We start from the raw sequence: 23299 nt of genomic DNA, 5'->3' as shown, positions 1-23299 counted from the left end.
CGACACGCTCCGTCACCACCGAATGTGAGACAGGGCCCGTAAATTGACACACCCCGCAGAAGCACGGAAGTGGCCTGATCGGCGGCGGGCCGTGGATGGGATGTTGATCCAGTCGGCGATGCGGGGGACGTTGCGGGCCAGCGCGGTGAGTACGCGTTGGAAGTGGGTTTTCGCCAGGCCGTGGTAGCGGGAGCGGCGCAGGCCGTGGGCGCAGACGTTCTGCAAGAGGGTGGCCTCGATGCCGGCCCGGATCGCGTAGCGGCGTTGCGACTCTTCGGTGGCCTGGTCGAGCCGGTTGCGCATCTGGATCTCGTGGAGTTCGCGGGTGGGCAGCAGGGCTGGGGCTCTTGGCCGGGTGGCGGAGGTGGTGCACTGCGGGCGGACCGGGCGGACCGGGCGGACCGGGCGGACGGGGCGGACCGGGCGGACCGGGCGGACCGGGCGGACCGGGCAGGCCAGGCAGTCGGCCTCGGCGAACTCGACCTGGATGTGGTCATGTCTGCTGATCCGCTACGGTCTCCACTCCCGGCTGACCGCGCCCTGTGGGCAGGTGGCCGGCGGCGGTCCCAGTCGACGGGGAAGGCCGACTTGGCAAGACCCGAACCCGCCTTGGCCTGGCGGCTGTTGGCAGGTACGACCGGGTCGAGCAGGGCGATGCCGTGCACCCGAGCGGCCCGCTCGACGTGCGCCGGGGTGACGTCACCGCTGTCCACGACGTGCTCGCACCACAACTCCTTCTTGGCGAGGTCGTCATGGATGATCGCAGTCATCTCAAGGTCCTGCACGGTCGAGTACGTCGTGGCCACGTGGACCACCAGCCCGGGGCGTTCTTCGTCGCAGGACTCGGTCTGATGGGCACGGTAGCCACTCCAGGTGGTGTCCCGCTTGACGCAGTAGTGCGCCAGCGGTTGTCGTACGGCGAGTCGAGCCGCAGGTGAGCCGGCGGCAGGGCGTGGCCGTCCCGCCGGCGCAGCCGTCCGCGCGCATCCCGATAGTAGTGGTGGACCCACACCTGGCGGAGGATCTCCACCTGCGGCAGCAGGCGCACCGCCGACACCACCCGCTCCCGCCAGACGAGCACCCACCGGACCAGGTGTCAGCACGCCGCCAACACCACCAACAGAGTCGCGGTATTGAGGTTGGCCGGGGCTCTGGGACGGATGGCCAGGGACTTGGGTCGGGTCTCCCGGCCGGTGACGGGACAGAGCTCGGGACCGGGTCGGGTCCGCCCGGTGACGGTTGGCGTCCCGCAGCCCTGGACCGTGTGCTTATACGTAGTACTACGCGTTTCCGGTACCTGTTTTCCCGCAAAGTCGCAGGCGCTCGGCCGGGGCCCTCGGCACTTCCTTGCGCAGCACCGCAGGTCAGCACAAGGGCTGAGTGTCTTTCCGGGACTTCGGCTGCTGTCTTCCGGGACTTCGACTCTGCCGAACCGTCGATATTCGCGTGGTAGCTTCCAACTCCCGGTTCGATCCGGGGAGGCTGCTGAGGCCCCGTCCCTGCCTGTTTCGCCAGGTGAGTTCGGCCTGCCCTCTCCCGTTGATGAATCCGGGTCAGTACGGTTGAGAATAGGAGTGATGGGTGCCCAATTACTTGTCCCCCGGCGTGTTCGTGGAGGAGATGGAGAGCGGGTCGCGCCCGGTTGAAGGAGTTGGCACCGCGGTCGCCGCCTTCGTCGGATTCGCCGAACAGGGTCCGCTCAACGAGCCCGTCCGGGTCAGCAACTGGGGTCAGTTCACCAGTGTCTTCGGGGATTTCGCGGAAGGCTGCTATCTGGGTCACTCCGTGTACGGGTTCTTCGCCAACGGTGGCGGAACCTGTTACGTCGTACGCGTCGGAGCTCCTGCGGGCGGCGACGGCCCGGGAGCGGACGCAGACGGTGCCGTGCGGCCTCTCACCGACGCCCCACGGCACCAGCTGGGCAGCTTCCGCATTGCGGCGCTGCCGTCGGCCGCGGGCACGGACGTGACCGTCGAGGTGCAGCGCTCGCCGGAGAGCGACGCGGCGTCAAAGACGCGCCGGCCACCGGCCGTCAAGGGCGGCGAGGACGCGAAGCCGGGCGATGCGAAGGCCGCCAAGGACGCCGACGAAACCTACAAACTGTCGGTCAAGGTCGGGGGCTCGGTGGTCGAGTCCTTCAACGTCTCCACCGACCCGTCCTCGGACCGGTACGTGGTGACCCAGGTCAAGGAGCGCTCGAAGCTCCTCTCCGTGGAGGAGACCGCCGCCACCGCGGGTGCCGCCCTGGCACTGCCCGAGAAGCAGTCCCTGGTGCTGCCCTCGGCTCCTGCCGCGGCCGGAGCCGAGGAGGGCGACGCGGGTGCTGCCAGTGGCGTGCTCGCGCACTACGTGGGCGATGTCAGCCGGCGCTCGGGGCTGTCGGGCCTTGAGGCGATCGACGATGTGACGATGGTGGCCGCCCCCGATCTGATGGCCGCCTACCAGCGCGGTGACCTGTCCCGCGAACAGGTCAAGGCAGTGCAGCTGGCGATGATCGATCACTGCGAGAACATGGCCAACCGGATGGCCATCATCGACCCGCTGCCGGACATGAGCCCGACCAAGGTCCATGAATGGCGGCAGAACGAGGCCGGATTCGATTCCAAGTTCGCGGCCCTGTACTACCCCTGGATCAAGGTGGCCGACCCGTCCAACGGCAGTACCTTCATAATGCCGCCGTCGGGGCATGTCGCGGGTCTGTGGGCACGTAACGACGAGGCTCGAGGTGTGCACAAGGCGCCGGCGAACGAGGTGCTGCGCGGAGCTCTGGACCTGGGGATCCAGATCACCAGGGGGGAGCAGGAAAGGCTCAATCCGGCGGGCATCAACTGCATCCGCAGCTTCCCCGGGCGCGGCATCCGGGTCTGGGGCGCGCGCACTCTCTCCAGCGATCCCGCCTGGCGCTATCTGAACGTCCGCCGGCTCTTCAACTACCTGGAGGAATCGATTTTCCGGGGCTCTCAGTGGGTGGTGTTCGAGCCCAACGACGAGCGGCTGTGGGCGACGGTCCGCCGGAATGTCGCGGCCTTCCTCGTCGGGGAGTGGCGCCAGGGCGCGCTGTTCGGCGCCACCCCGGACGAAGCCTTCTACGTCAAGTGCGATGCCGAGACCAACCCGCCGGACGTCATCGAGTCCGGCCAGGTCGTCTGTGAGATCGGGGTGGCCCCGGTCAAGCCGGCCGAGTTCGTGGTCTTCCGGATTTCCCAAGAATCACCCGGTGGGGCAGGGGCGGGCGAGTAACCGCAGGCCGAAGCCGGCCACCGGGAGAACAGCAGCACCGCACCCATGAGTGCGTTCGAGAGAGATATTGAGGAACAGCAGTGGCAGACATGCAGGACAATTTCATCGTCCACGCCTTCGGCATCCAGATCGACGGGGTGCAGCTGGAGCAGCTGAAGAGCGTCAGCGGGCTCGGTATGCAGCAGGACGTCATCACCAGCCAGCACGTGACCGACAAGGGCGTCGTGTACACCCGGAAGCAGCCCGGGGCCAAGACGCCGGGCAGCGTCACCATCACCCGCGGCATGGACAAGAGCAAGGCACTCAGCGAGTGGATCAAGGAGACCTACGACAAGGGTGACATCGCCAAAGCCCGGAAGAACGTCACCATCGAGATGAAGGACAACACCGGCCAGACGGTGCGGCGCATCACGCTGGAGCGTGCCTGGGTGAGCTCGTGGCAGAGCGGCGACCTGATCGCCGGCCAGACCAACGCGGTCGACGAAAGCGTCACCATCGAATTCGAAGAGCTGAAGGTAGCGGACTCGTGAGGCGCGGGCGGGTGACGGAGGCGGTGGTCCCGGTGCTGCCGGATCCGGCTGCTGCCGGAGAACGCACCGCGCTGCACTCGCCGGCCACGCCCGGTGCTGCTGCGGTCCCGCCCCGCGGGTCCGCAGCCCTCCGGACGGAGTTCCCCTTCACACTGCCGCGCGGCTATGTGGATGGCGAGGGAAACGTCCACCGAGAGGGTGTGATGCGCCTGGCGACGGCCCGCGACGAGCTCATCCCGCTCAAGGACCAGCGGGTCCAGGAGAATCCCGCCTATCTCTCGGTCGTGCTGCTGGGACGGCTGATTCCCCGGCTGGGCAGCCTGACCGATGTGCACGCCGGCATCATCGAGGAAATGTTCGCGGCGGACCTCGCCTTTCTGCAGAACTTCTACGAGAAGATCAACACGGACGGCACGTCGCTGGCGACCACGGCATGTCCGGAATGCAGCCATGAATTCCATGTGGACATGGGGAGCCGCCTGGGGGAATGACGTTGTACGCGATCGACGACCTGTATGCCGAGATCGCGTACATCGCCTATCACTTCCACTGGCCGCTGAGCGAAATCCTCGACCTGGAACACGGCGAGCGCATGCGCTACATCCGCCAGATCAGAACCATCAACGAGCATGTGGCAGGCAGAGGTTAGGAAACGTGGTGCTTCGTAAGTTCCGCAGGATCGGCGGGCAGACGGCCGTGGAACCTGATGCCGCCGGCGCGCTGACCGGGCGGGCCGGGACGCCGGAGGGTTCCGAGGAATCCGCGGTGGCGCAAGTGGCGGCGAGGATCCCCAGGATCGTGCCGCCGGCCACCACCCTCTGCGTGGGAACGCTGCGCACGGTCACGCACGCGCCGACCGTCGCGGCAGCCCTCGCATCCTGGCGCGATGTCCGGTTGAGCGGGGACCAGATGCTGCTGGTGAACCTGGAACCTCAGCTGATGTTCCGGGGGGCCGTCGGCATGTGGACCGGTGCACCCCGGCACCGTCGGGCGGCGTACCTTCTCTGGGCCGGGGACGCACGCCACCACGACCCCGGCGTGACACCCGAGGTGCGGCCCACTGCGCACGGCGCTCCAGCCGCTACGGCCGCCGAGGCGGGGGCGGCTGCTGCGCTACGCGCGGCCACGGTGGACGGCCAGGGTTCCGGCACGGGGCGGATTCCCGTGGCCGGGCGCGCTGCAGGAGACGACCACCACACGACCCGGCCGCGCACGCGGTGGTGGCGCCGGGCGGGTGTGCGGCGGAACCGCAGCGAGGATGGTGCGGTCCGGGCCGGTGGACGGCGGTTGCGCAGGAAGGAGGGTTCGGCCCGGGCGGCCGGCACCGCGGCCGTGAGAGTCTCCGCTCACCGCGCCGACGTCTCCGACCCGGCCGCCTCGGGTGGTTCGGCCGGCGTGGATGCCGCGGGCGCGGCTCCGGACGGTACACGGGCAGAGCGGCCCGAGGTGATGCGCGGGGCGCGCGAGACCCGGGGCCGTGGAAGCTCGCCGACGGCCGACGGCGGCAACCCGGCGAACGCGGGCGCCCGGGGCCGGGAGGCCCCGGCTCTCTCGGCGGCAGCCGTGCCGGTGCACGCCACCGCCCAGTCCGGCGTGACGGAAACCGCAGCCCAGGCCACCGTCGGGGACTCCCGGGCCCGGTCGGCTGGTGGTGCGGACTCTCCATCGCCGGTGCCTTCGGCGCCCCGCGCCCCTGGAGGAGCCGAGGAGCTCCGGAGTGCTGCCCTGACGAGGGCGCTTGGAACACCCCGAGTCCGGCGTCAGCCGCAGCGCGCTCCCGAGAGCGCGGGGCCCGTCCGCGACACCTGCGCGGGCGGTTCTGCGGAGAGGGCTGAGGCCCAGGCTCGCGTCCGTGAGGACCTCAGGGTGAGCGCAGCCGTGGAGGCGGGCCCGGCGGCGTACCGGCGTGACGAACGCGCGCGAGCGGCGTCACCGGAAGACGTGGCGGGTGAGGCGGTACGACGCGGGCCTCGTACGCCGGACTCCGGCCTGTCGGGACGGGACGCTCCGGCAAACCCGCAGGGGAGTCCGGTCACCGAGGGCCCCAGTACACGGCAGGTGCAGAACACAGCGCGCGAGGAGGCGGGACGCGAACACCCGGTGGCGGCTCAGCGGAGCGGTCCGGCCCCACTGAGCCTCGCACGGAAGCGGCACTCACCCGGCATCGTGACCTCGGATGGGGTTCCGGAGGCGCAGTACGCCGCTGGGACTGGGCCCGGACCCGCGGCGGTACGGGGCGAGCAGGCCGGCGGGCTTCGGCAGGCCGATTATGGCCAGCGGGCCGCACCCGAGGACGAGCCGGTTGGCAGGCGCGCTGCGGACGGTACCGCACGAAGCGGCGCGTCCGCGCCGGCCAACGCCGTCCGCAGCCAGACCGCTGTTGGGTCACGAGGTAAGTCCGCTGTGGCGTCACGGGGTTCACGGCATGAGACGAGCCGTAGCATGGAGCTGCCGCCGGGCGCCCTGGAGACGGTGCAGCACCAGGCTTCTGCGCCGCCGGGGCCTTCCGGCGCACCCGCGCCGAGCAGCGTCGGATCCCTCGAGGAACCGCCCGTGCGACCCTCCGGGGGACGGGGCCGCGCTGCGCGTGGCGACAGCCCTGATCGCGTCCGTGCACAGCAGTCGCCGAAGAGCCGCCACGCCGTCGGCGCGCCCTGCGCCGAACCAAATGCCCATCAGCCGCAGGAAGATCCTCGACGCAGGCCCGGCAACCCCGTGCCCGCCGCTGCTGATGCTCACGTCCGGGGCACCGCGGTGCGCCGCGGCGAGCACGCCGGGAGCCGACCGGAACAGAACGTGCCGCCCCAGGCCGCTGCCCCGCACGGGGTGGGGACAGACCTGACTCGGAACCCGGCACGGTCCAGTGCGGGAACGCCCAAGGACTTGGGCCCCGCCGAGGCAGAGGGCCCTGGCGGTGCGGATGCCGGCGCACCGGATCAGCCACATGCGCTCGGCCTGCCTCGGGACGAGGGGCACCGCCGCCCGGCGGCGCGCCCATCAGAGCGTCCGCACAGTGGCCGTACGCCTCCACCGGCTGCGTGGCCATCACGCCGTGCGAAGACCGAAACCGCCGGAGTCGACGTCTCTGACGCTGCCACAGCTCCGTCCGCCGAAGGGGCTGGAGCCGAGGGGGCTGAGCTGCCGCGCCCGGGCTTCGGCCCTCGGCCCCGCCCGACAGGCACGGCTGCTGCTCCGGTGCGGCCTGATCGCCCCCCGTACCCGCACGTGGGTACGAGCGACCTGCGCCACACGCGGCACTCGGGGACGGTGCCCCACAAGCGGGCGGCTGGTCGTCTCTCCGCCGACGCCACCGGCGGGGCGAAGGTGGCGGGCGAGCGGCTGAGTGAGCCATCCCGGCTCGTGCGCCCGGACGTTGCCGTAGCGGAGGCAGACACCACCCGGGGCACCGGGTCGCCTCGCGCGCTCAACCTCGGGGCCGGACGGACGGAGCCCGCAGTTCGCACGCGGTCGGCGCGGGTGCCCGCCCGTGCCAGGACGGCCGGCGCGCGCGCCTCGATCACTCGGGTGCCGGGGCGGCTGACGGCGGCCGTGCGCGATGGCGCGCGCGGCGGCGGGGCCGTGTCTGTCCCGGGGATCGCCCCCGCGGTGGCGGCGCTGACGCGGGCTGTTGGTGCTGCCGACTCGTCGAAGCCGCTCTCGCTTCCCGCGAGGAGCAACGCCTTTCGCACGTTGTCACCCGGAGCAGTCCCGGCGGCCGCGGATGAGCCCATCGGTCCGCGGTCCACGCCCTGGGCAGCCAACAGGACGACCCAGCACGCAGGGACGGGGCCAGAGGGCGGGCAGGCGGTCTGCGAGCCGCCACGCACCGTGGCGCCGACGCCCGCCGTCCAGGATGCGCTTCACGCGGAGCCGGCCGACCCGGAGCCGGCCCCCTGCTCCGAGCCGGGGCGCGAGGCCACGCCCTCCGTCGCCCCGCTCCCGTACGGCCACCCCGGTGCCGTTGCGACGTACCGCCGTCCGATGCCCGGCGCCGTACGCGGAGGCGAACCCGAAAGACGTGCGGGCAAGGTCACGCCCATCGCGGCGCGCGCCCCGCGCATCGGCCTGGACCCGCACCCTGCGGACGCGCAGGTGCCCCTGCCCGACGGGTGGTACCGCGGGAGCACCGGCCTGCCGCTGGGCCGGCAGGAGCCCGGCGTCGCCACCGCCGTGAGCCGGCCCGCACGGCCCGGCACCTGGCTGGAACGGCCGACCGGCCTGTGGCCGGCACAGGACGAGGAGGGAGTGACGCATGCAGGGTAACCCGGTCGAACCGGGGACCACCCATCGGTTCCGGCTCGTTATCGACGGTGTCGACCTCGGTGTGTTCACTGGGTGCACGGGGCTGTCCGCCACTGTCGAGATGGAGGAGTACGCCGAAGGCGGTCGCAACGACTCGACGTGGTACCTCCCCAAGCGCGTCAGGTTCCCGCCCCTGGTGCTGACGCGTCCGCTCACCGCCGAGGCCGAGAAGACGAGTCAGTGGGTGATGGACGCGGTCAACGAATCCCGGCAGCGGACGGGGCAGATCGCGTCGCTGTCGTCCACCGGCACGGTGGTCGCCAAGTGGGATCTGCTGAACGTGGTGCCCGTCTCCTGGAGCGGGCCGAACTTCGACGTGTCGGCGCCGATGGCCGCCACGGAGGTGCTGGAGATCGTCCACCACGGCTTCTTCAAGGCGGGGACGACGTGAGGCGGGGCGACGCGGTCACCTGGGCGGGCTCGCGCCACCCCGGGCCCGTCCGCACGTGGAAGGCCATCCGGAAGATCATTCCAGGGAGACGGCATGTCCGGTGAGAGCCTCGACAAGATGGTGCGGGCATCGTTGGAGGTGTACGCCCCGCCGGGCAACGGCGGAACCGACCCGGGCGGGCGGATCGACGAGATCGAGCTGCAGTTCAACCCGGCCGAGCTGGCGCTCGTCAAGGGGGCCGCATGGACGCGCCACAGCGTGCGCTCCGCGCCCCGTGCCCCGGTGCCGGAGTTCACCGGGAGTCTGCCGCGGGTGCTGGCGATGACGGTGCTGCTGGACGGTGCGGACCAACGCGGCCGGTCGATCGACGCGCGGGTCGGCAAGCTGCTGGAGTGCTGTGCGCCGACCGAGGACAGCATCGACGCGGACCGGCCCTCGCCCCCCTGGGTCAGGTTCCGGTGGGGGGACTTCGCCTCGGTGTCCTTCCTGGCGTATCTGCGGAAGCTGCAAGCCACCTATACCCGGTTCTCCCCGCAGGGCAGTCCCCAGCGGGCGGTGTGTGAGATCACGCTGGAGGAGATCGGCGGGGCGACGAAGGGGCAGAACCCCACCTCCGGTTCGCCGTCGTCGCGCCGTGCCCGCACCGTCGTCGCCGGGGACTCGCTGCAGTCCATCGCCCACCAGGAGCTGGGCGGAGCGGCGGCCTGGCGGGCCGTCGCCGAGCTGAACGGACTGCGCGACCCGTGGCTGCTGCGCCCGGGCACGCAGATCTTGCTGCCGGGGCGGGACGAGGAGTGACCTCGATCGGCGGCGGGGACCGACCTCGGCCGGGCAGCACGGATCAGGTCGCGGCAAGTCGGCATACGGCATCAAGGACCCTCAACAGGGCCTCTGCCACGAAGAGGCGACCACAAGGAAGCGACCGCGAAGAAGCCGGAGAGAAGAGGAAGTCGTGGAGCGGCACACCGCAGGACTCGACGTGCAGGTCGCAGGGCAGGCGTTGCCCCGTCTCTGGGGACTTGCCCTGGCCTGGGCGGTGGTCGAGGAGTCGGCCCGCGCCTCAGCCTCGTGCGAGCTGGGGTTCCGCGATCCCGGGTGCGAGCTGCCGGGCAGCACCCCTCTGGCGCTCGGGGCGCCCCTGAAGCTGGCGGCCCGGGACCCGCGCGGGAAGACCGAGCTGTTCGACGGCGAGGTCACCGGCTGCGAGGTGCGGGCCGGGGAATCGGGCACCTTCAGCGTCGTCCTGGCAGAGGATCTGGCGCACCGGCTGAAGCGGGGGCGCCGGGTGGCCGGCTACCACCAGATGTCCGCGGGGGAGATCGCCGCCTCGCTGGCGCGCAAGGCCGGGCTGAAGGTCGGGGAGGTGGACCGTACACCGCTGGTGTACGAATTCCTCACCCAGCCCGGGGTCTGCGACTGGGACTTCCTCACCCACCTGGCGCGGGAGAACGGCTGCGACGTCTTCGTCCGCGCTGGTGCCCTGCACTTCAGGCGGCTGGCGGCGGCGTCCGGGGCGCCCGCGGGCCGGGCGCGCGCCCGGCAGAGCGCGTTCGTCCTGGAGTACGGGCAGAACCTGGTGAAGATGCACTCCGGCGCCTTGCTGCGGCAGCAGGTCGTCGGCGTGGAGGTGAGGGGCTGGGACCCGGAGCGCAAGCAGAAGCTGGTCGCCGAGCGGAAGGTGGAGGGCACCCCGTCCCGCGACGTCCGCTGGAAGGCCCCGGCCGCGGTGGGCGGCGAGCCGCTTCGGCTGTCCTCGGTCCCGCGCGCGAGCCAGAACGAGGTCGAGCTGCTCGCCGGAGCGATGGCGCAGGAGGTCGCCGGGAGCCTGACCGAGCTGCGTGCCGTGGTCCGGGGAGAGCCTCGGCTGCGGCTGCGCTCCGCGGTCACGCTCAGCGGGCTCGGCGACCGGTACGGCGGGCGCTACACCGTCACGTCGGTACGGCATGAGTACCACCCGGACACCGGTTACCTGACCGAGGCGGCGGTGTGCGAGGGCGCCGATCGCTCGGCGGTCGGCGGCCCCGGTGACACCGAGAGCGGCGCACACCGGATACCGGGGCTGGTTCCAGCCGAGGTCGTCGACATCAAGGATCCCAAGGACCAGGGCCGGGTCAGGCTGCGGTTCCCGTGGCTGTCGGACGACTACGTCAGCGCGTGGGCCCGGACCGTGCAGCTGGGCGGCAGCAAGGGCGGCGGCGTCGTCCTGCCGGAGACCGGCGACGAGGTGCTGGTCGGCTTCGAGCAGGGTGACCTGGACCGCCCGTACGTGATCGGCGGGCTCTACAACGGCGTCGACAAGCCCAGCCCCCACCAGGTCGACCTGTACGACAGGACCAGGGGCACCACGAACCGCCGCTCCTTCGTGTCGAAGAAGGGGCACCGGCTGGAACTGCTGGACGCCGAGCAGGGGCCGTTGGGGGTGCTGCTGGCCACCGGGGACAACAAGTTCCGCATCGACCTGGACCAGCACGGCACTCGCGTCGCCATCCACAGCGACGGCTCCGTCGTCATCGAGGCGCAGCGCACCGTGCAGGTCAAGGGGGAGGGCATCACGCTGGATGCCGGCTCGGGGGCCCTGACGCTCAACGGGGCCCAGATCAAGCTCTCCGGTACGCAGGTCGAGGTGTCCGGCACCGACGTCAAGGTTTCCGGCAGCGGCGCGGTGAAGGTCCAGGGCGGCGCCCTCGCCGAGATCTCGGCAACGCTGGTCAAGCTCAACTGAGCGACAAGGACGCCCTGTTGCCCCAGCCCCCTCATCGCCCCACACCCCGCCGATGCCCCAGACCCCGTCCGAAGCCCCCGAGTACGCCCTACGACATCCGCATCCCACCGCCGTGACGAAAGGAGACCGGTGACATGCCTCCAGCAGCCCGGATCGGCGACGCCACCTCCCACATCCCCAACCCCACCCCCGTTCCTGTCCCTGTCGGCACTGGAGTCATCACCGGGCCGCCGCTCGTCCCCACCGTGCTGATCGCCGGGCAGCCCGCCGCGGTGGCAGCCTCGCTGGCCACCTGCACCTTCCCCGCCCACATACCGCCGCTGCCTCCCATGCCGCTGGTCCCGGTCCCCGCCTCCGGCAAGACCGTGCTCATCGGTGGCATGCCCGCGGCCAGGCTCGGCGACAAGCTGCCCTGTGGGGCAGCGGTCGTCGGCGGCGCACCGACCGTGCACATCGGCGGCTGAGATGTCGGAACTCTTCATCGGCCGGGGCTGGGCGTGGCCGATGGGTGTCAGCCCGTCCGGCGGGGTGGCCATGGTCGAGGGCTGGCCGGAGATCGAGCAGTCCATCCGCCTCATCCTGGGCACCGAGCCCGGCGAGCGGCCGATGCGCCCGGAGTTCGGCTGCGCCATACGCGACCAGGTCTTCGGTTCCTTCGACGCCTCCACCAGCGGGGCGATCGCCCGGGAGGTGTGGCGGGCGCTGGACCGCTGGGAACCGCGGATCGTCGTGGACGACGTCGACGTCGTCCAGCGGGTGGACGAGCCGGATGTGCTGCACATCCACGTCCGCTACCACCTGGCGACCACCAACAGCCGCCGCAACCTCGTCCACCCCTTCTACGTCATCCCTCCTCACGGCGACACCGAGGGGACACCGGCCGCCCAGGCCGCGAGCCCGCCCGGCGAGGTCCCCGCTCCCGGCCCTTCCCACACTGCACGAGAAGAAGCCCACCACGATGCCACTGCCTAGTCCGAACCTCGACGACCGGCGCTTCCAGGACCTGGTCGACGACGCCAAACGGTTCATCCAGCGCCGCTGCCCCGAGTGGACCGACCACAACGTCTCCGACCCCGGTGTCGCCCTCATCGAGGCGTTCGCGCACATGGTCGACCAGCTCAGCTACCGCCTCAACCAGATACCCGACAAGATCCACCTCGACTTTCTGGACCTGCTGGGCGTCCAGCTGCTGCCCCCTCGGGCGGCCCGCACCGAGCTGACCTTCTGGCTCTCCGCGACCCTGGAGGCCACGGTGACGGTACCGGCCGGCGCCGAGGTCGCCACGCCACGCACCGGACACAGACCGGCTTGCATCTTCACCGTCGACCGTGAACTGGACATCGTGCCCACCGCGTTCAAGCACATCGGCACGGCGGAGGTGGGCCACGGCGCGGTGCTGGTCACCGAGCGCTTCCTGGCGGGAGAGGGCGTCACCTGCTTCTCGCCCCGGCCCACGCCGGGAGACAGCCTGCTGATCGGGGTTACCGAGGCCGTCCCGCGGTGCGCCCTCGTGTTGCGCATCGACTGCTCGCTGGAGGGCATCGGCGTGGACCCGCGGCGCCCACCGCTGGTGTGGGAGGCGTGGTGCGAGGAGGGCTGGTCCCGGTGCGAGGTCGACCGCGACTCCACCGGTGGCCTGAACCGGCCCGGCGAGGTGGTGCTGTTCGTCCCGGAGGGTCACACGCCCTCGCTGATCGGCAGGCGCCGCGCCGCCTGGCTGCGCTGCCGCGTCGTCGAGCCCGCCCCCGGGCAGCCGCCGTACGCGGCCTCGCCCCAGATCAACGCCGTGGAGGCGTTCACCGTGGGCGGTACCACCACCGCCGTGCACGGCGAGGTCATCAGCAGCGAAGAACTGGGCACCTCGGACGGCACACCGGGGCAGCGCTTCACCCTGGAGCGCACCCCCGTGGCCGCCGGCTCGCTGCACACCGTGATCACCGTGGAATCCGGCAGCCCGCACGAGTGGACGGCGGTGACGAACTTCGCCGATTCCGGGCCGGACGAACGGCATGTGACGGTGGATGAGGTCGCGGGAGAGGTGCGGTTCGGCCCGGCGGTCCGCGAGCCGGACGGCACCATCCGTCAGTACGGGGCCGTGCCGGCCATCGGTGCGCGCATCAGCGTCGCCGGGTACCGCAGGGGCGGCGGTCGCGCGGGCAACGTCGCCGCGCACACCCTGACGGTTCTGCGCACACCGATCGCGCTGATCTGCCGGGTGGAGAACCGCACGGGCGCGGTCGGCGGGGTCGACGCCGAGACGGTCGAGGGCGTGCGGCAGCGCGCCGCGCAGTGGCTGCGCACCCAAGAGCGAGCGGTGACCGCACGGGACTACGAGGCGATCGCACGGGCCGCCTGCCGCGAGGCATGCCGCATCGAATGCGTGGCCGACGCCGACGAGGGCGGCGGTCCGCTGGTGCGTGTCCTGGTCGTACCCGAGGTCACGGACCACCAGGCGGCCGCGGGCTGGCGGGAGTTGATCCCCTCGCAGGACATGCTCGACACGGTGGCCGACGCCGTCGAGGCGGCGCGCCCGCTGGGGACCCGGGTGGCGGTGAGCGGCCCGGACTATCAGGGCGTGACGGTGATCGCCGAGGTCGAGGCCGCGCGCGGCGCGGACCCGGCGGCCGTACGTGAGGAGGTGCTGCGGGCGCTGCACGGGTTCCTCAGCCCGCTGCCCTCCCAGGACGGCGGGCGTGCGGGCTGGCCGATGGGGCGGGCGCTGCGGATGAGTGACGTGTACGCGGTGGTCGCCCGCTGCCCCGGCGTGGAGGCGGTGACCAAGGCGGAGATGTACGCCGCCGATACGGCCACGGGCGAGCGCCGGCAGGCCGAGAAACGGATCGAGGCGGGGCCGACGACCTTCTTCCTGTCCTACCGGCACCAAGTGGCCGTGACCAAGCCCCGATAGCAGCACCCAGCGCGACGACCACACATGCAAGAAAGGGGGAAAGACGCTATGCGGACACCAGGTGACGGCTCCCGTGGGCGGGCAGCCGGCGGGAGCGGTACGAACGCACCGCCACCGCTGGTCCCCGGCAGCCGGTCGCTGCGGTCGATGCTGCCCGACAGCTACCGGGCGGGAGACTTCGCAGACCGCTTCGTCGCGGGCTTCGACGACACCCTCGCCCCGCTCATCGAGACCCTTGACAGTCTGGAGGCGTACTTCGGCCCGCGCACGGCGCCCGCCGACTTCCTGGCATGGATACTCGGATGGACCGGAACCGATCTGCCCTCCGTCGTCGGCACCACCGGGGGCCGTGCCGCCCTGCTGCTGGGACGTCGGCTGCACGGCCTGCGAGGGACGCGGGCCGGGCTGGAACTCCTGGCCCGCGAGGTGCTGGACGCGACAGTGGAGATCACCGAGTCCGGCGGCACGTTCCGCGGCTGGAGGCCGCAGGAGTGCCCGGTGGCCGGCGGCGCGGCGCGCCCGTGGGCCGAGGTCCGCCTCGTCCTCTCGCCCGCGGCCGCTGCCCGCTGCGCGGGCCGTACCCGGGACATCGAAGCGCTGGTGCGCGACTGGCTCCCCGCCCATGTCACAGGCCGGGTGAGCGTGTCCCTGCAGGCCCCCGCCGCCTCCGCGACGCCCGCCTCGCCCGGGGACGTGGTCTGAATGACGGGATTCTGGGACGGCGCCGCGGACCGTGCGGGACACACTGGCGGGGTGGGCGGCCGGGAGCTGTGCGCCACCTGCGGCACGCCTGCTCACAGCGGCGAGATGTTCTGCGTCTCCTGCGGCGCCTATCTGGGATGGGACGATACGGGGGCGCGCGCCGTGGTCCGCGAAGCACCCCCTGCCGCGCATCCGGGACATGCCGCCGATGCCGGCTGGGCAGCACAGCAGCCGGCATCCGTACCGGCGTCCTGGCAGCAGCCGCCGTCGCCGGTCCCGCCGTCGCCGGTCCCGCCGTCGGAGTCGGCCCACCCGCCGCCGAGCACCGGTCCGGACGACCCCGCGAGTCTCGTCGGCCAACCCGGCCACGTGCCGATGGCCCCCGCCTGCGACCGGCCGCACACGGCGCTGCAGACCGGGCCGCACATGCCTCACCACGAACCCACCCACCGGGACGGGGACTTGGCGGACGAGGCCGTGTGGCGGACACCGCTGCGATGCGCCCTGCCCTGCCCGGAGTGCGGCACGGACAACGACGAGGCCCGCAGCTACTGCTGTTCCTGCGGAGCGGGACTGCGGCCCGCACCAAAACCGCCTCAGCTCACCGGGTGGCAGCGGCTGCGCAAGCGGTGGGACGAGCGCCCCCGGCCCTGGCACCTGGACCGCCGCTGGCTGCTTCTGCCGGTCGCGATGCCGTTCTGCTTCGCCGCTGTCCTGACGGCGGCCTCGTCGGGCGGCACGCTGCGTGCGATGATTCCCGCGGTCCAGGACAGGTTCTCCTCCCAGGTCCTCATGGCGCCGAGCACGGTCGAGGCGACCAGCGAGGCGAACGGCTATGAGGCGAGCAAGTCGGTCGACGGTGTGGACAACCGCGCCTGGGCTCCCGAGCAGCGGGGCGAGGACGCGGTCGGCCAGTCCCTGACAGCCAGGTTCCCCCGGCCGTTCCGGCTGACCGGGCTCGTCATCGTCAACGGAGCCGGCAAGGAACCCAAGCAGTACTTGGCCGTGGGACGGCTCACCCGTCTCAGCGCGATCGCCGTCACGGCCGACGGGACGTCCGTGCGGAAGGAGATCACCCTCGCCGACCAGCCCGGTCCGCAAGACGTCGGGTGGGGCGTCGACGACGTCGTCTCGATACGACTGCGGATCAGCGGCGTGCACGCCGGCCTGCAGCCCGGCACTCCTGTCGCGGTGGCCGAAGTGCAGTTCTTCACCAGGCAGGACACATGACGCCACGCGCCGAACTGACCGTACCCCCCGAGACCGTCGTGCCCGGCAGCATGCTGAGCGCCGAGCTCCACGTCTGGAACGAAGGCCGCATCGTCGATGCCTACGACCTGACACTGCTGGGCCCGCCAGGGCAATGGGGCGAGTGCAGGCTGGGGCAGCTGCCGGTCTACCCCGGCATGCACGAGAAGATCAAGATCCCGATCGCCGTGCCCCGGAGCAGCGAACTGAGGCCAGGTCCCATGGTGTTCGCGGTCCACGTCGCATCGGTGCAGGACCCCTCCCTCGTCGCCGTCCCCGAAGCCGAGATCGACATCGGCGCCTTCCGCGACGTCGAGGCGGAACTCGCCCGACCGCAGACGGCCGGACGCCTTTTTGGCAGCAACCTCATCACCCTGTGCAACACCGGGAACACCGTGGTCGCCGTCCGGCTGCGCACCGCTCCCCAGGACGAGAAGGCACCGCTGCGCTCACAGTTGCGCCGCTCGCGGGTGGTGCTCGGAGTGGGCGAGAAGGCACGTGTCGGCATCGCGCTACGGCCTGCCCGGCCGGCCGTGGTCGGCAAGGCCCAGAACTGGAACGTCAAGGTCACCGCCGAATGGGGCAAGGCAGCGGCCCGCGAGACGGTGTTCACCTACCGGCGGCGCCCGGTCCTGACCACCGGCGGCTCCAAGGCGGCGATGGTGCTGCTGGCAACCGTCGTCGCCGGCGCGGCCCTGTGGATGTCCCCCGTCGGCGGCGGAACCCGCGCGCCGCGTACCCAGACCGCCGCAGGCCCCGCGCAGCTGGAGCAGGTCAACGACGCCGCGGCCAAAGCCCGACAGGAGGAGCAGAAGAAGGCCGAGGAGAAACAGAAGAGCCAGGAAGCGGCCCAGGCCCCGAAGAAGAGACAGCTCCAGCAACCGCTGTTCGTCCAGACCACCGCGGGCAGCAAGGACAGCGCATACACGGTGAAGAAGGGCTACCGGCTGCTGCTGACGACGGTGCAGATCACCGCGGCAGGCACCGGCACACTCCTGCTCAGCGCCGGGGACAAGCCGCTGGGGAGCCTGTCCCTGAGCCAGGCCAAGGACATCACCCCCAAGGTTCCCGTGGTGGTGCAGGAGGGCGGGACCGTGCGGATGACCGTGCAGTGTGCCGAGGGCGCCAACCCCTCGGCCGCGGCCCTCCCCTCGGCGTCACCGTCTCCCGGGTCGTCGGCGGGCGCAGGCACATGCACGGCCACGGCGCTGGTGACGGGTGAACTCATCCCGGACAAGGGGCCTTTCTCCAAGGACGACACGGCGCAGGAGGGCCACCGGTGAGTGTGGTGCAGCAGGTTGACGAGACCCTCAGAAAGGAACTGGTATGCGGCCCGCTGCGGGCCGCCGGCATCCAGGTGACCTTCGACACGCCCGACGCCACCTGGGCCGCCCGGCGCGCCGGGCCATGCGTCAACCTCTTCCTGTACGGCATCGAGGAGGACGCCTCCCGCAGCCAGTCGGGCGGCGTCAGCATCGTCGACGAGCAGGGCACCGTGGTCGGTTACGCCGCCCCCCCGCGCTACTTCCGGTTCACCTACCTGGTCAGTGTCTGGGCGCAGTCGGTCCAGGACGAGCACCACATGCTCGGCGCCCTGCTCGAATGGTGTGTGCGCACCGAGGAGCTGGTGGTGCACAGCCCCGACGGCAGCATCGACGCCAACAGGCGGCTGTCACTGGGACTGCGCGAGGCCGGCGGTGCGGCGGAGACCGCGGCCTCCCGGCTGTGGCCGGCCCTGGGCATCGCCGCCAGACCCGTACTCGACCTCGCGGTCACCGTTTCCCTCAACAGACCCGCCGAGGAGAGCGGGCCGGCGCCGGCCAAGGGTATGCGCCTGAGGGCGCGACATCTGGCAGACAGGGAAGTGGCCGGCGACGTACCGGGCGCCGGCGACGCACCGGGCGAACCACCAGGCCCGGCGGCCGCCTCCACCCGGCACCGCCGTAACGTCGAGGAGATCGCATGAGTCCTCTCCTCCGGAGTCCTGCCGACGGTGCGGAGGCTCACGGCGGCCTGCTGGAAACCCGCCTGACCGTGGTCGAGGACAGGCTGCGGCTGCTGTACGCCCAGCGCGCCGCCGATCCTCAGGATGCCCCGGGCGCGGCGCTCGACAGGCCCCCGGCGGACACCGCGTCCACAGGTGTCTGGGACCTCGAGCAGTACGGCGACGGCGACCCGTTGGTCCACCTGGTGCGGGAGTTCGGCCTGAGTCCGGCCGAGACCGACCTGCTGGTGTGCGCGGTGCTGCCCGAGCTCAACGCGGTGTGCGGGGCCGCATACCGGATGCTGAGCGGCGCCAACTCGTCCCGGCCCACCGTCGCCCTCGCCCTGGAGGTGCTGGGCATCCCGGCCGCCGAGGGCACGGCGCGCGGGTTGCTCCGCGCGAGCTCCGCCCTGTTGAGGGGCGGCCTGATCACGTACGAGAACCCCGGGTCGACCCATCTCGAACGCCTGATGCGGGTGCCGGACCGGGTCGTGGGCCACCTCCTCGGAGACTGGGAGGACGCCGTGGCGTACACGTGCGGCCCCCACCTGCAGGCGCTCGGCCAGGGAGCGGGCCCGGCAGACCCGGCCGCCCTCGCCGCGCTGAAGGCCTGTCTCACGGAACACACGGACGGTGCCGGGCGGGGGAGCAGCGTCTATGTCCAGGAGGACACCAGCGGGCTGGCGCTGCCCGCGGCCTGTGCAGCCCTGAGAGAGGCCGGCCGGACACCGCTCGTGGTGAATCCCGAGGAACTGGAGCACGCGCCTGACGACTTCACGGACACGGTGGTGCGGGAGGCGCGACTGCTGCACGGAGCCGCCGTCGTCCCCGTCTTCGTCGAACCGGACGCCAGGGAAGCCCCGGCGCTGCGCCGCCTGCTCACGGGCCTGGCCGGGGCACCGCTGCTGACAGTGCTGTACGGAAGTGGCGCTTGGGACGCCGAGGCGTGGGGCGGGACACCGACGGTCCTCCTGGACCTGACCCGCGCCTGCGCGGCCCCGGCCCCGCAGGTGTCGCCGCCCCGGCCTCCTCTCGGTGAACGGCTGTGCGCGACCGCGGCACCCGCCCTGGACCGTGCCCGGCGTCACGCCGCGCGCCACGCTCGCATCCTGTCACCCGACGGTGCCCGGCAGATCTCCCGCGGCTGCGCGCTGCGTGATCTGGGACGCCTGGCCCGGCACGTCCAGCCGAGCGTGAAGTGGGACGACTTGGTGCTGCCCCCGCCGGTACGCGAGCGGCTTCAGGCCCTGACCTACCGGATCAGGCACCGGCAGCGGGTGCTGGACGCGTGGCAGCTGCGCCGCGGCGGTGGGCGCGGTTGGGGAGCTGCCGCCTTGTTCGCGGGCGAGTCGGGCACGGGCAAGACGATGGCCGCCGAGGCGGTCGCCGCCGAACTGGGTGTTGATCTCTACATCGTCAGCCTGTCGACCGTGGTGTCGAAATACATCGGCGAGACGGAGAAGAACCTCGAGCGGGTCTTCTCCGCCGCGGAGTCGCTCGGCGGCGTGCTCCTCTTCGACGAGGCCGACTCGATGTTCGCCAAGCGCGGCGCCGTACGCGACGCGAACGACCGCTACGCGAACATGCAGAGCGCCTATCTGCTGCAGCGCCTGGAGTCCTTCGACGGCCTCGCCGTCCTGACCACGAACCTGCGCTCCAACATGGACAGCGCCTTCACCCGCCGGTTCGACGAGGTCATCGAATTCCAGAGCCCGGAACCCGAGGTGCGGGCCCGGCTGTGGCGCGCGTTCCTCGGCGCGGAGCGCGCGGACATCTGCGACATCGACCATCTGGCGGCTCGGTTCGGCCTCGCCGGAGGCAGCATCCGGGCCGCCGTCGAGACCGCTGCCTTCGCCGCCGCGGCGGAGGACCGAGACGTCTCCATGCGCGACCTGCTCAAGGGCGTCGAAGTCGAATACCGCAAGCTGGGCCGGCTCTTCGACGACCTGTGAACCACGGCGGCGCAGCACCACGCACCGGCCGGAGAACCCGGTGCCGGGCGGAGCCTACGGCTCCCACCAGGAAAAGGAGAACACGATGCCCCTGACACCCGCCGCTGCCACGAGGGACGCCGTGTACGTGAACGCCACGACGCCAGTCCGGCGCCCCTCTGCACCGGGCACCTCCCGCCCCGGGACGCCATCCCCGTACGAGCTCGCCCAGCTGGAGGGCTGGAGCGGCCGGACCGAACACAGCGAAGCCGTCGCCATGTTGCAGCGCACGGGGAACGACTGGGTGGCCGCCAAGAAGGCCTATACCGGCCGGCCGGGCCGCCCCATGCTGGCGCTGACCCGGTTCCGCGAGGCCTACGTCAACGCACTCCTCGACGCCATCCTCGCGGGCTGCCGGGGCGCCACCAAGAGCGCCGTCGGAAGCCAGAACGAGACGTCCGACTACGACGTCACGCTGATCGGCGGCCGGCAGACCTGGTCGGCGATGAAGGAATTCAACGCCGTGTTCCGCAGCGTCTGGGGGAAGGAATCCGGGGTCGTCTTCGACACCAACGTCTACGTGGGGACGATCCCCCCGCCGACGATGCGGCACAGCCCGGACTCCTGGCTGATGAGAGGTGGCAACGCAGGCGCGACGCCCGAGTGGCAGTACGCCCAGGAGGTGGCATCCCTGTCGAAGATCCGCAGATTCATGGACGCCAGGGAATGGCAGCACTACGTCAACCAGGTCGCAGACGGTGTGCTGGCGCCGTCCCCGTCGGCTCCGCGTCCCTCGGGGACCCGGTTCGCCCACGCCACACATGCCCGTGGCGCGTTCTCCGCGGCCAGCGCCATGTGCGACGCCTACGCCGGCAGCGTGGCCCGGATCCTCACATCGGAAGGTCACGCCCGCCGGCCCACCCAGAGCGACGAGGACTTCGTACGCTCCATGGAACACCGGAACGAGAACGCCGTGATGCGTGCGCGCAACATCCTGTACGCGATGCACACCCGCGGCGCCCAGGACTCCGAGCAGTCCTTCCTGCAGCAGAGACCGTCCCCGCACAGCCAGGGCAGCTGGCGCACCCAGGCGGGCGTCAGCGAACTCAACTCCCAGGCGCTGCTCTACGCGATGGAGGCCTATCACTCCGCCGGCGCCGTCTTCGATGTGGTCTACCGGCAGCAGGCCGGACTGATCGACCGGTCCGATCTCGTTTTCTCCGACTTCGTCCAGTCCTTCAACGAACAGGCCGGAGACACCCTCAAGGACCTCCATCACTACGAGAAGGACCCGGGAAAGGCGTTCTACCAGAGCGTCAAATACGTCCGGCGGATGGTGATCGCCGCGGACGAGGTCCTGCAGCGCTGCGGCGGTCCCCTGGACCCCGGGGCGGTTGCCCTGCTGGCCGCATTCAAGGAGCTGGGCGCCAAGGAGGGCGTCCTTCTGCGGCTCCGCGGTGGCACGGACAGCGCGTTCGCCGGCCTCACGGACGAGGAGAAGTCGGCAGTGGCGACCGCCCACACCCGGGAGGTCCTCGGAATCGACTCGCTCCGCGATTTCCGCCGGAAACTGCTGCAACTCGCCACGGCGGTCCACGTCCTGCGCTACACCCGGTGCGGCTGACAGGGCCTGAGGGGAGAAAGCGTGATAGGTACCCATGCGGGACGAAGGGGGGTCAGACCGAGGATTGCTCCGAAGCCCGTGGTGCCCGCAGTTGAGGCCGCGGCACAACCGATGGTCCCCCCGCAAGGGCCTGCAGCCGGATCATCGTTTCACGAGAGGCAACTGACAGCCTGGGCGCGTGGCGGTGGGCAGGGCCGACCGGCCACGTTGGAAAGGCCCGAGCCGGGAGCGGTCGGGCCGGCGGGTGCCGCGGGGCTCGAAGGGTACGCGGTGGCCGCCGAACAGCGGACCCTGACGCTTTATCGTGCGGACGGGAGACCTCCGGAGCTCATCAAGGAGAAGGGCGGGATGCTGACCAGGGAGAGTCGGCCACTCAAGGATGTCAAACAACTCTTCTGCCGTGATCCCAGAGCATTCGAAGAAAGCCATGTCCGCAGCAATTTGCCGTACCTGGTCTCTACAGCGACAGACGAGGAGTGCGGCGGACTGGCCAACGACAGGTTTCTGTACAGGATCACGATTCCAGGGCTGTACCGGTTCGAGCAGACGCCCCCAGCACGCAGCCGGATCCTGAAGAAGCCGGTCATCTACGCCAACGCCCCGTCCTTCGAAGCCGCCACGATGGTCCTGATGGAAACGGCGAAGCAAACCGGAGAGGTGGACTTCTTCGATGGGATTCCCCTGCGGTACATCGAGGCCTGTCGAGCACCCCGTGAAACCCATTTCCGGAAAATATCCGATTGATGGCGTCCGGCGCCCTGTAAGACGCCTACGCCGGCAGCGTGGCCCGGATCCTCACATCGGCAGGTCAGGCCCGCCGGCCCTCCTGCACGAACTCACCGAACGGACCACTGACGACTTCGACCTGTTCGCGCTCTCAGGACGGAAAGGTTACCGGCAGACGGTCGTCGATGCGCTGAGGGCGGCCGGATACGCCGTCGAAGCGACGCCGTCGGGCAGTGGCGCCGCTCTGGTTGTGTCCGGCCCGTCGGGTGCCATGGCCGATGCGGAGACGGCCTCGTCTCTGCCGCTGCAGGACGCCCCTGTCGACTTGGGCGGGGTGCCGGTGATGTCCATGGCGGACTGCGTCCGGCCGGAGTAGGGCGCGATCTGTTCCGCCAGTCCACGGGGCAAGGGTCTCATCGACGTCTACGGCATCTTCGAAAAAGCGGGGTCCCGACTGTTGGCAGGGGCTGGGCGTCAACCTCCTCCTGATGCGCAGGTACCTCGTGGAGCAGTCCGGAAGCGCAGACCAGATCAGGTCGGGGCCGGGCCGGCGGGGGCGGCCCATGCCGACGGTGACGCGTCCCCCGAAGCCGGCGGTGCGATGGTCGAGGTGGGCCAGGCGGATGCCTGCGGGGGGAAGGGCGAGGGTGCCGGGCGGGCAGTGACCGGCGTCGACGAGGTAGCGGGCCAGGACGCGGATGCCGTTGCCGCACATCTGCCCTTGGCTGCCGTCGGCGATGCGGTGGTCCATGAACCAGTCCGCGCCGCCGCCCATGTGGGCGGCCTCGGGGCTGCCGGCGGTGTGCACGGCGCGCAGGACGCCGATGCCGGTGCGGCGGTCACCCTCGCGGGTGACGATGTGCATCGTGACCCACGACCAGTGCATGAGGCAGGTCGAGTGCGGCAGGACAGGGAACCAACGCGGCCCTGTGCCTGTGGGTTGAGACTTCGAACACCTCACCCAACGGCACGGGAGCCTTGTGCGCTGCGC

20 protein-coding genes are annotated in these 23299 nt (G+C 71.2%); 18 read left to right on the top strand and 2 right to left on the bottom strand.

Translation table 11 applies throughout. From position 1 onward, the window contains the following. Positions 1 to 12: 12 nt before the first annotated feature. Positions 13 to 459 carry a transposase gene (locus ACH4UM_RS22660; protein ID WP_398182126.1) on the bottom strand — a complete coding sequence of 149 codons (447 nt, stop codon included), beginning with the start codon at positions 457 to 459 and terminating at the stop codon, positions 13 to 15. A gap of 1122 nt (positions 460 to 1581) precedes the next feature. Between ACH4UM_RS22660 and ACH4UM_RS22655 the strand changes: the two genes are divergently transcribed. The 18 genes from ACH4UM_RS22655 to ACH4UM_RS22570 all read left to right on the top strand — a co-directional run bounded on the left by ACH4UM_RS22655 (position 1582) and on the right by ACH4UM_RS22570 (position 22326). Beyond that, positions 1582 to 3240, top strand: a complete 1659-nt coding sequence (locus tag ACH4UM_RS22655; protein ID WP_398182066.1) for a phage tail sheath family protein — start codon at positions 1582 to 1584, stop codon at positions 3238 to 3240. 89 nt (positions 3241 to 3329) lie between these two features. Beyond that, positions 3330 to 3770 (top strand): phage tail protein, encoded by a 441-nt coding sequence (locus ACH4UM_RS22650; RefSeq protein WP_398182123.1) that lies wholly within the window; start codon positions 3330 to 3332, stop codon positions 3768 to 3770. An 11-nt stretch (positions 3771 to 3781) separates the two neighbouring features. After that, positions 3782 to 4261: a hypothetical protein gene (locus ACH4UM_RS22645; protein WP_398182063.1), complete on the top strand. Its 480-nt coding sequence runs from the start codon at positions 3782 to 3784 to the stop codon at positions 4259 to 4261. A 2-nt stretch (positions 4262 to 4263) separates the two neighbouring features. Beyond that, a complete protein-coding gene (locus ACH4UM_RS22640) occupies positions 4264 to 4419 on the top strand; it encodes a DUF6760 family protein (protein ID WP_398182060.1) in 156 nt (51 codons plus the stop codon). Positions 4420 to 7751: 3332 nt separating this feature from the next. Then, the gene (locus ACH4UM_RS22635; RefSeq protein ID WP_398182057.1) at positions 7752 to 8033 is read left to right on the top strand and encodes a hypothetical protein; all 282 of its coding nucleotides are present in this window, start codon (positions 7752 to 7754) and stop codon (positions 8031 to 8033) included. Next, positions 8023 to 8463: a phage tail protein gene (locus ACH4UM_RS22630; RefSeq protein WP_398182055.1), complete on the top strand. Its 441-nt coding sequence runs from the start codon at positions 8023 to 8025 to the stop codon at positions 8461 to 8463. Before ACH4UM_RS22635 ends, ACH4UM_RS22630 begins: the two co-directional genes overlap by 11 nt. A 93-nt stretch (positions 8464 to 8556) precedes the next feature. Further along, entirely contained in the window at positions 8557 to 9261 is a 705-nt protein-coding gene (locus ACH4UM_RS22625) for a peptidase M23 (protein ID WP_398182052.1), read from the top strand. A gap of 154 nt (positions 9262 to 9415) precedes the next feature. Next, positions 9416 to 11185 (top strand): VgrG-related protein, encoded by a 1770-nt coding sequence (locus ACH4UM_RS22620; protein WP_398182049.1) that lies wholly within the window; start codon positions 9416 to 9418, stop codon positions 11183 to 11185. A gap of 134 nt (positions 11186 to 11319) precedes the next feature. Further along, positions 11320 to 11649, top strand: coding sequence for a PAAR domain-containing protein (locus ACH4UM_RS22615; protein WP_398182046.1), 330 nt, complete (start codon positions 11320 to 11322; stop codon positions 11647 to 11649). Between the two features lies 1 nt (position 11650). Continuing rightward, positions 11651 to 12157, top strand: a complete 507-nt coding sequence (locus tag ACH4UM_RS22610; protein ID WP_398182043.1) for a GPW/gp25 family protein — start codon at positions 11651 to 11653, stop codon at positions 12155 to 12157. Next, the gene (locus tag ACH4UM_RS22605; protein ID WP_398182040.1) at positions 12144 to 14093 is read left to right on the top strand and encodes a putative baseplate assembly protein; all 1950 of its coding nucleotides are present in this window, start codon (positions 12144 to 12146) and stop codon (positions 14091 to 14093) included. Before ACH4UM_RS22610 ends, ACH4UM_RS22605 begins: the two co-directional genes overlap by 14 nt. Before the next feature lie 48 nt (positions 14094 to 14141). Further along, entirely contained in the window at positions 14142 to 14795 is a 654-nt protein-coding gene (locus tag ACH4UM_RS22600) for a hypothetical protein (protein ID WP_398182037.1), read from the top strand. Beyond that, the gene (locus tag ACH4UM_RS22595) at positions 14796 to 16025 is read left to right on the top strand and encodes an NADase-type glycan-binding domain-containing protein (protein WP_398182034.1); all 1230 of its coding nucleotides are present in this window, start codon (positions 14796 to 14798) and stop codon (positions 16023 to 16025) included. It abuts the gene before it with no gap. Then, positions 16022 to 17326 (top strand): hypothetical protein, encoded by a 1305-nt coding sequence (locus tag ACH4UM_RS22590; RefSeq protein WP_398182032.1) that lies wholly within the window; start codon positions 16022 to 16024, stop codon positions 17324 to 17326. Before ACH4UM_RS22595 ends, ACH4UM_RS22590 begins: the two co-directional genes overlap by 4 nt. Beyond that, positions 17323 to 18009 carry a DUF4255 domain-containing protein gene (locus ACH4UM_RS22585; protein ID WP_398182029.1) on the top strand — a complete coding sequence of 229 codons (687 nt, stop codon included), beginning with the start codon at positions 17323 to 17325 and terminating at the stop codon, positions 18007 to 18009. Before ACH4UM_RS22590 ends, ACH4UM_RS22585 begins: the two co-directional genes overlap by 4 nt. Next, a complete protein-coding gene (locus tag ACH4UM_RS22580; RefSeq protein WP_398182026.1) occupies positions 18006 to 19979 on the top strand; it encodes an ATP-binding protein in 1974 nt (657 codons plus the stop codon). The genes ACH4UM_RS22585 and ACH4UM_RS22580 overlap by 4 nt, the downstream gene beginning before the upstream one ends. An 85-nt stretch (positions 19980 to 20064) precedes the next feature. Next, positions 20065 to 21582 (top strand): hypothetical protein, encoded by a 1518-nt coding sequence (locus ACH4UM_RS22575; RefSeq protein ID WP_398182023.1) that lies wholly within the window; start codon positions 20065 to 20067, stop codon positions 21580 to 21582. Between the two features lie 270 nt (positions 21583 to 21852). Next, a complete protein-coding gene (locus ACH4UM_RS22570; RefSeq protein WP_398182020.1) occupies positions 21853 to 22326 on the top strand; it encodes a hypothetical protein in 474 nt (157 codons plus the stop codon). 133 nt (positions 22327 to 22459) lie between these two features. On the opposite strand, the gene ACH4UM_RS22565 is transcribed toward ACH4UM_RS22570, so the two are convergent. Then, entirely contained in the window at positions 22460 to 23194 is a 735-nt protein-coding gene (locus ACH4UM_RS22565) for a hypothetical protein (protein ID WP_398182017.1), read from the bottom strand. Between the last annotated feature and the right edge of the window lie 105 nt (positions 23195 to 23299).

This window comes from Streptomyces sp. NPDC020801 (assembly GCF_044334385.1).
Taxonomy (GTDB): domain Bacteria; phylum Actinomycetota; class Actinomycetes; order Streptomycetales; family Streptomycetaceae; genus Streptomyces.
Note: the sequence above shows the minus strand (reverse complement) of the source record. Positions and strands in the feature narration are given on the sequence as shown.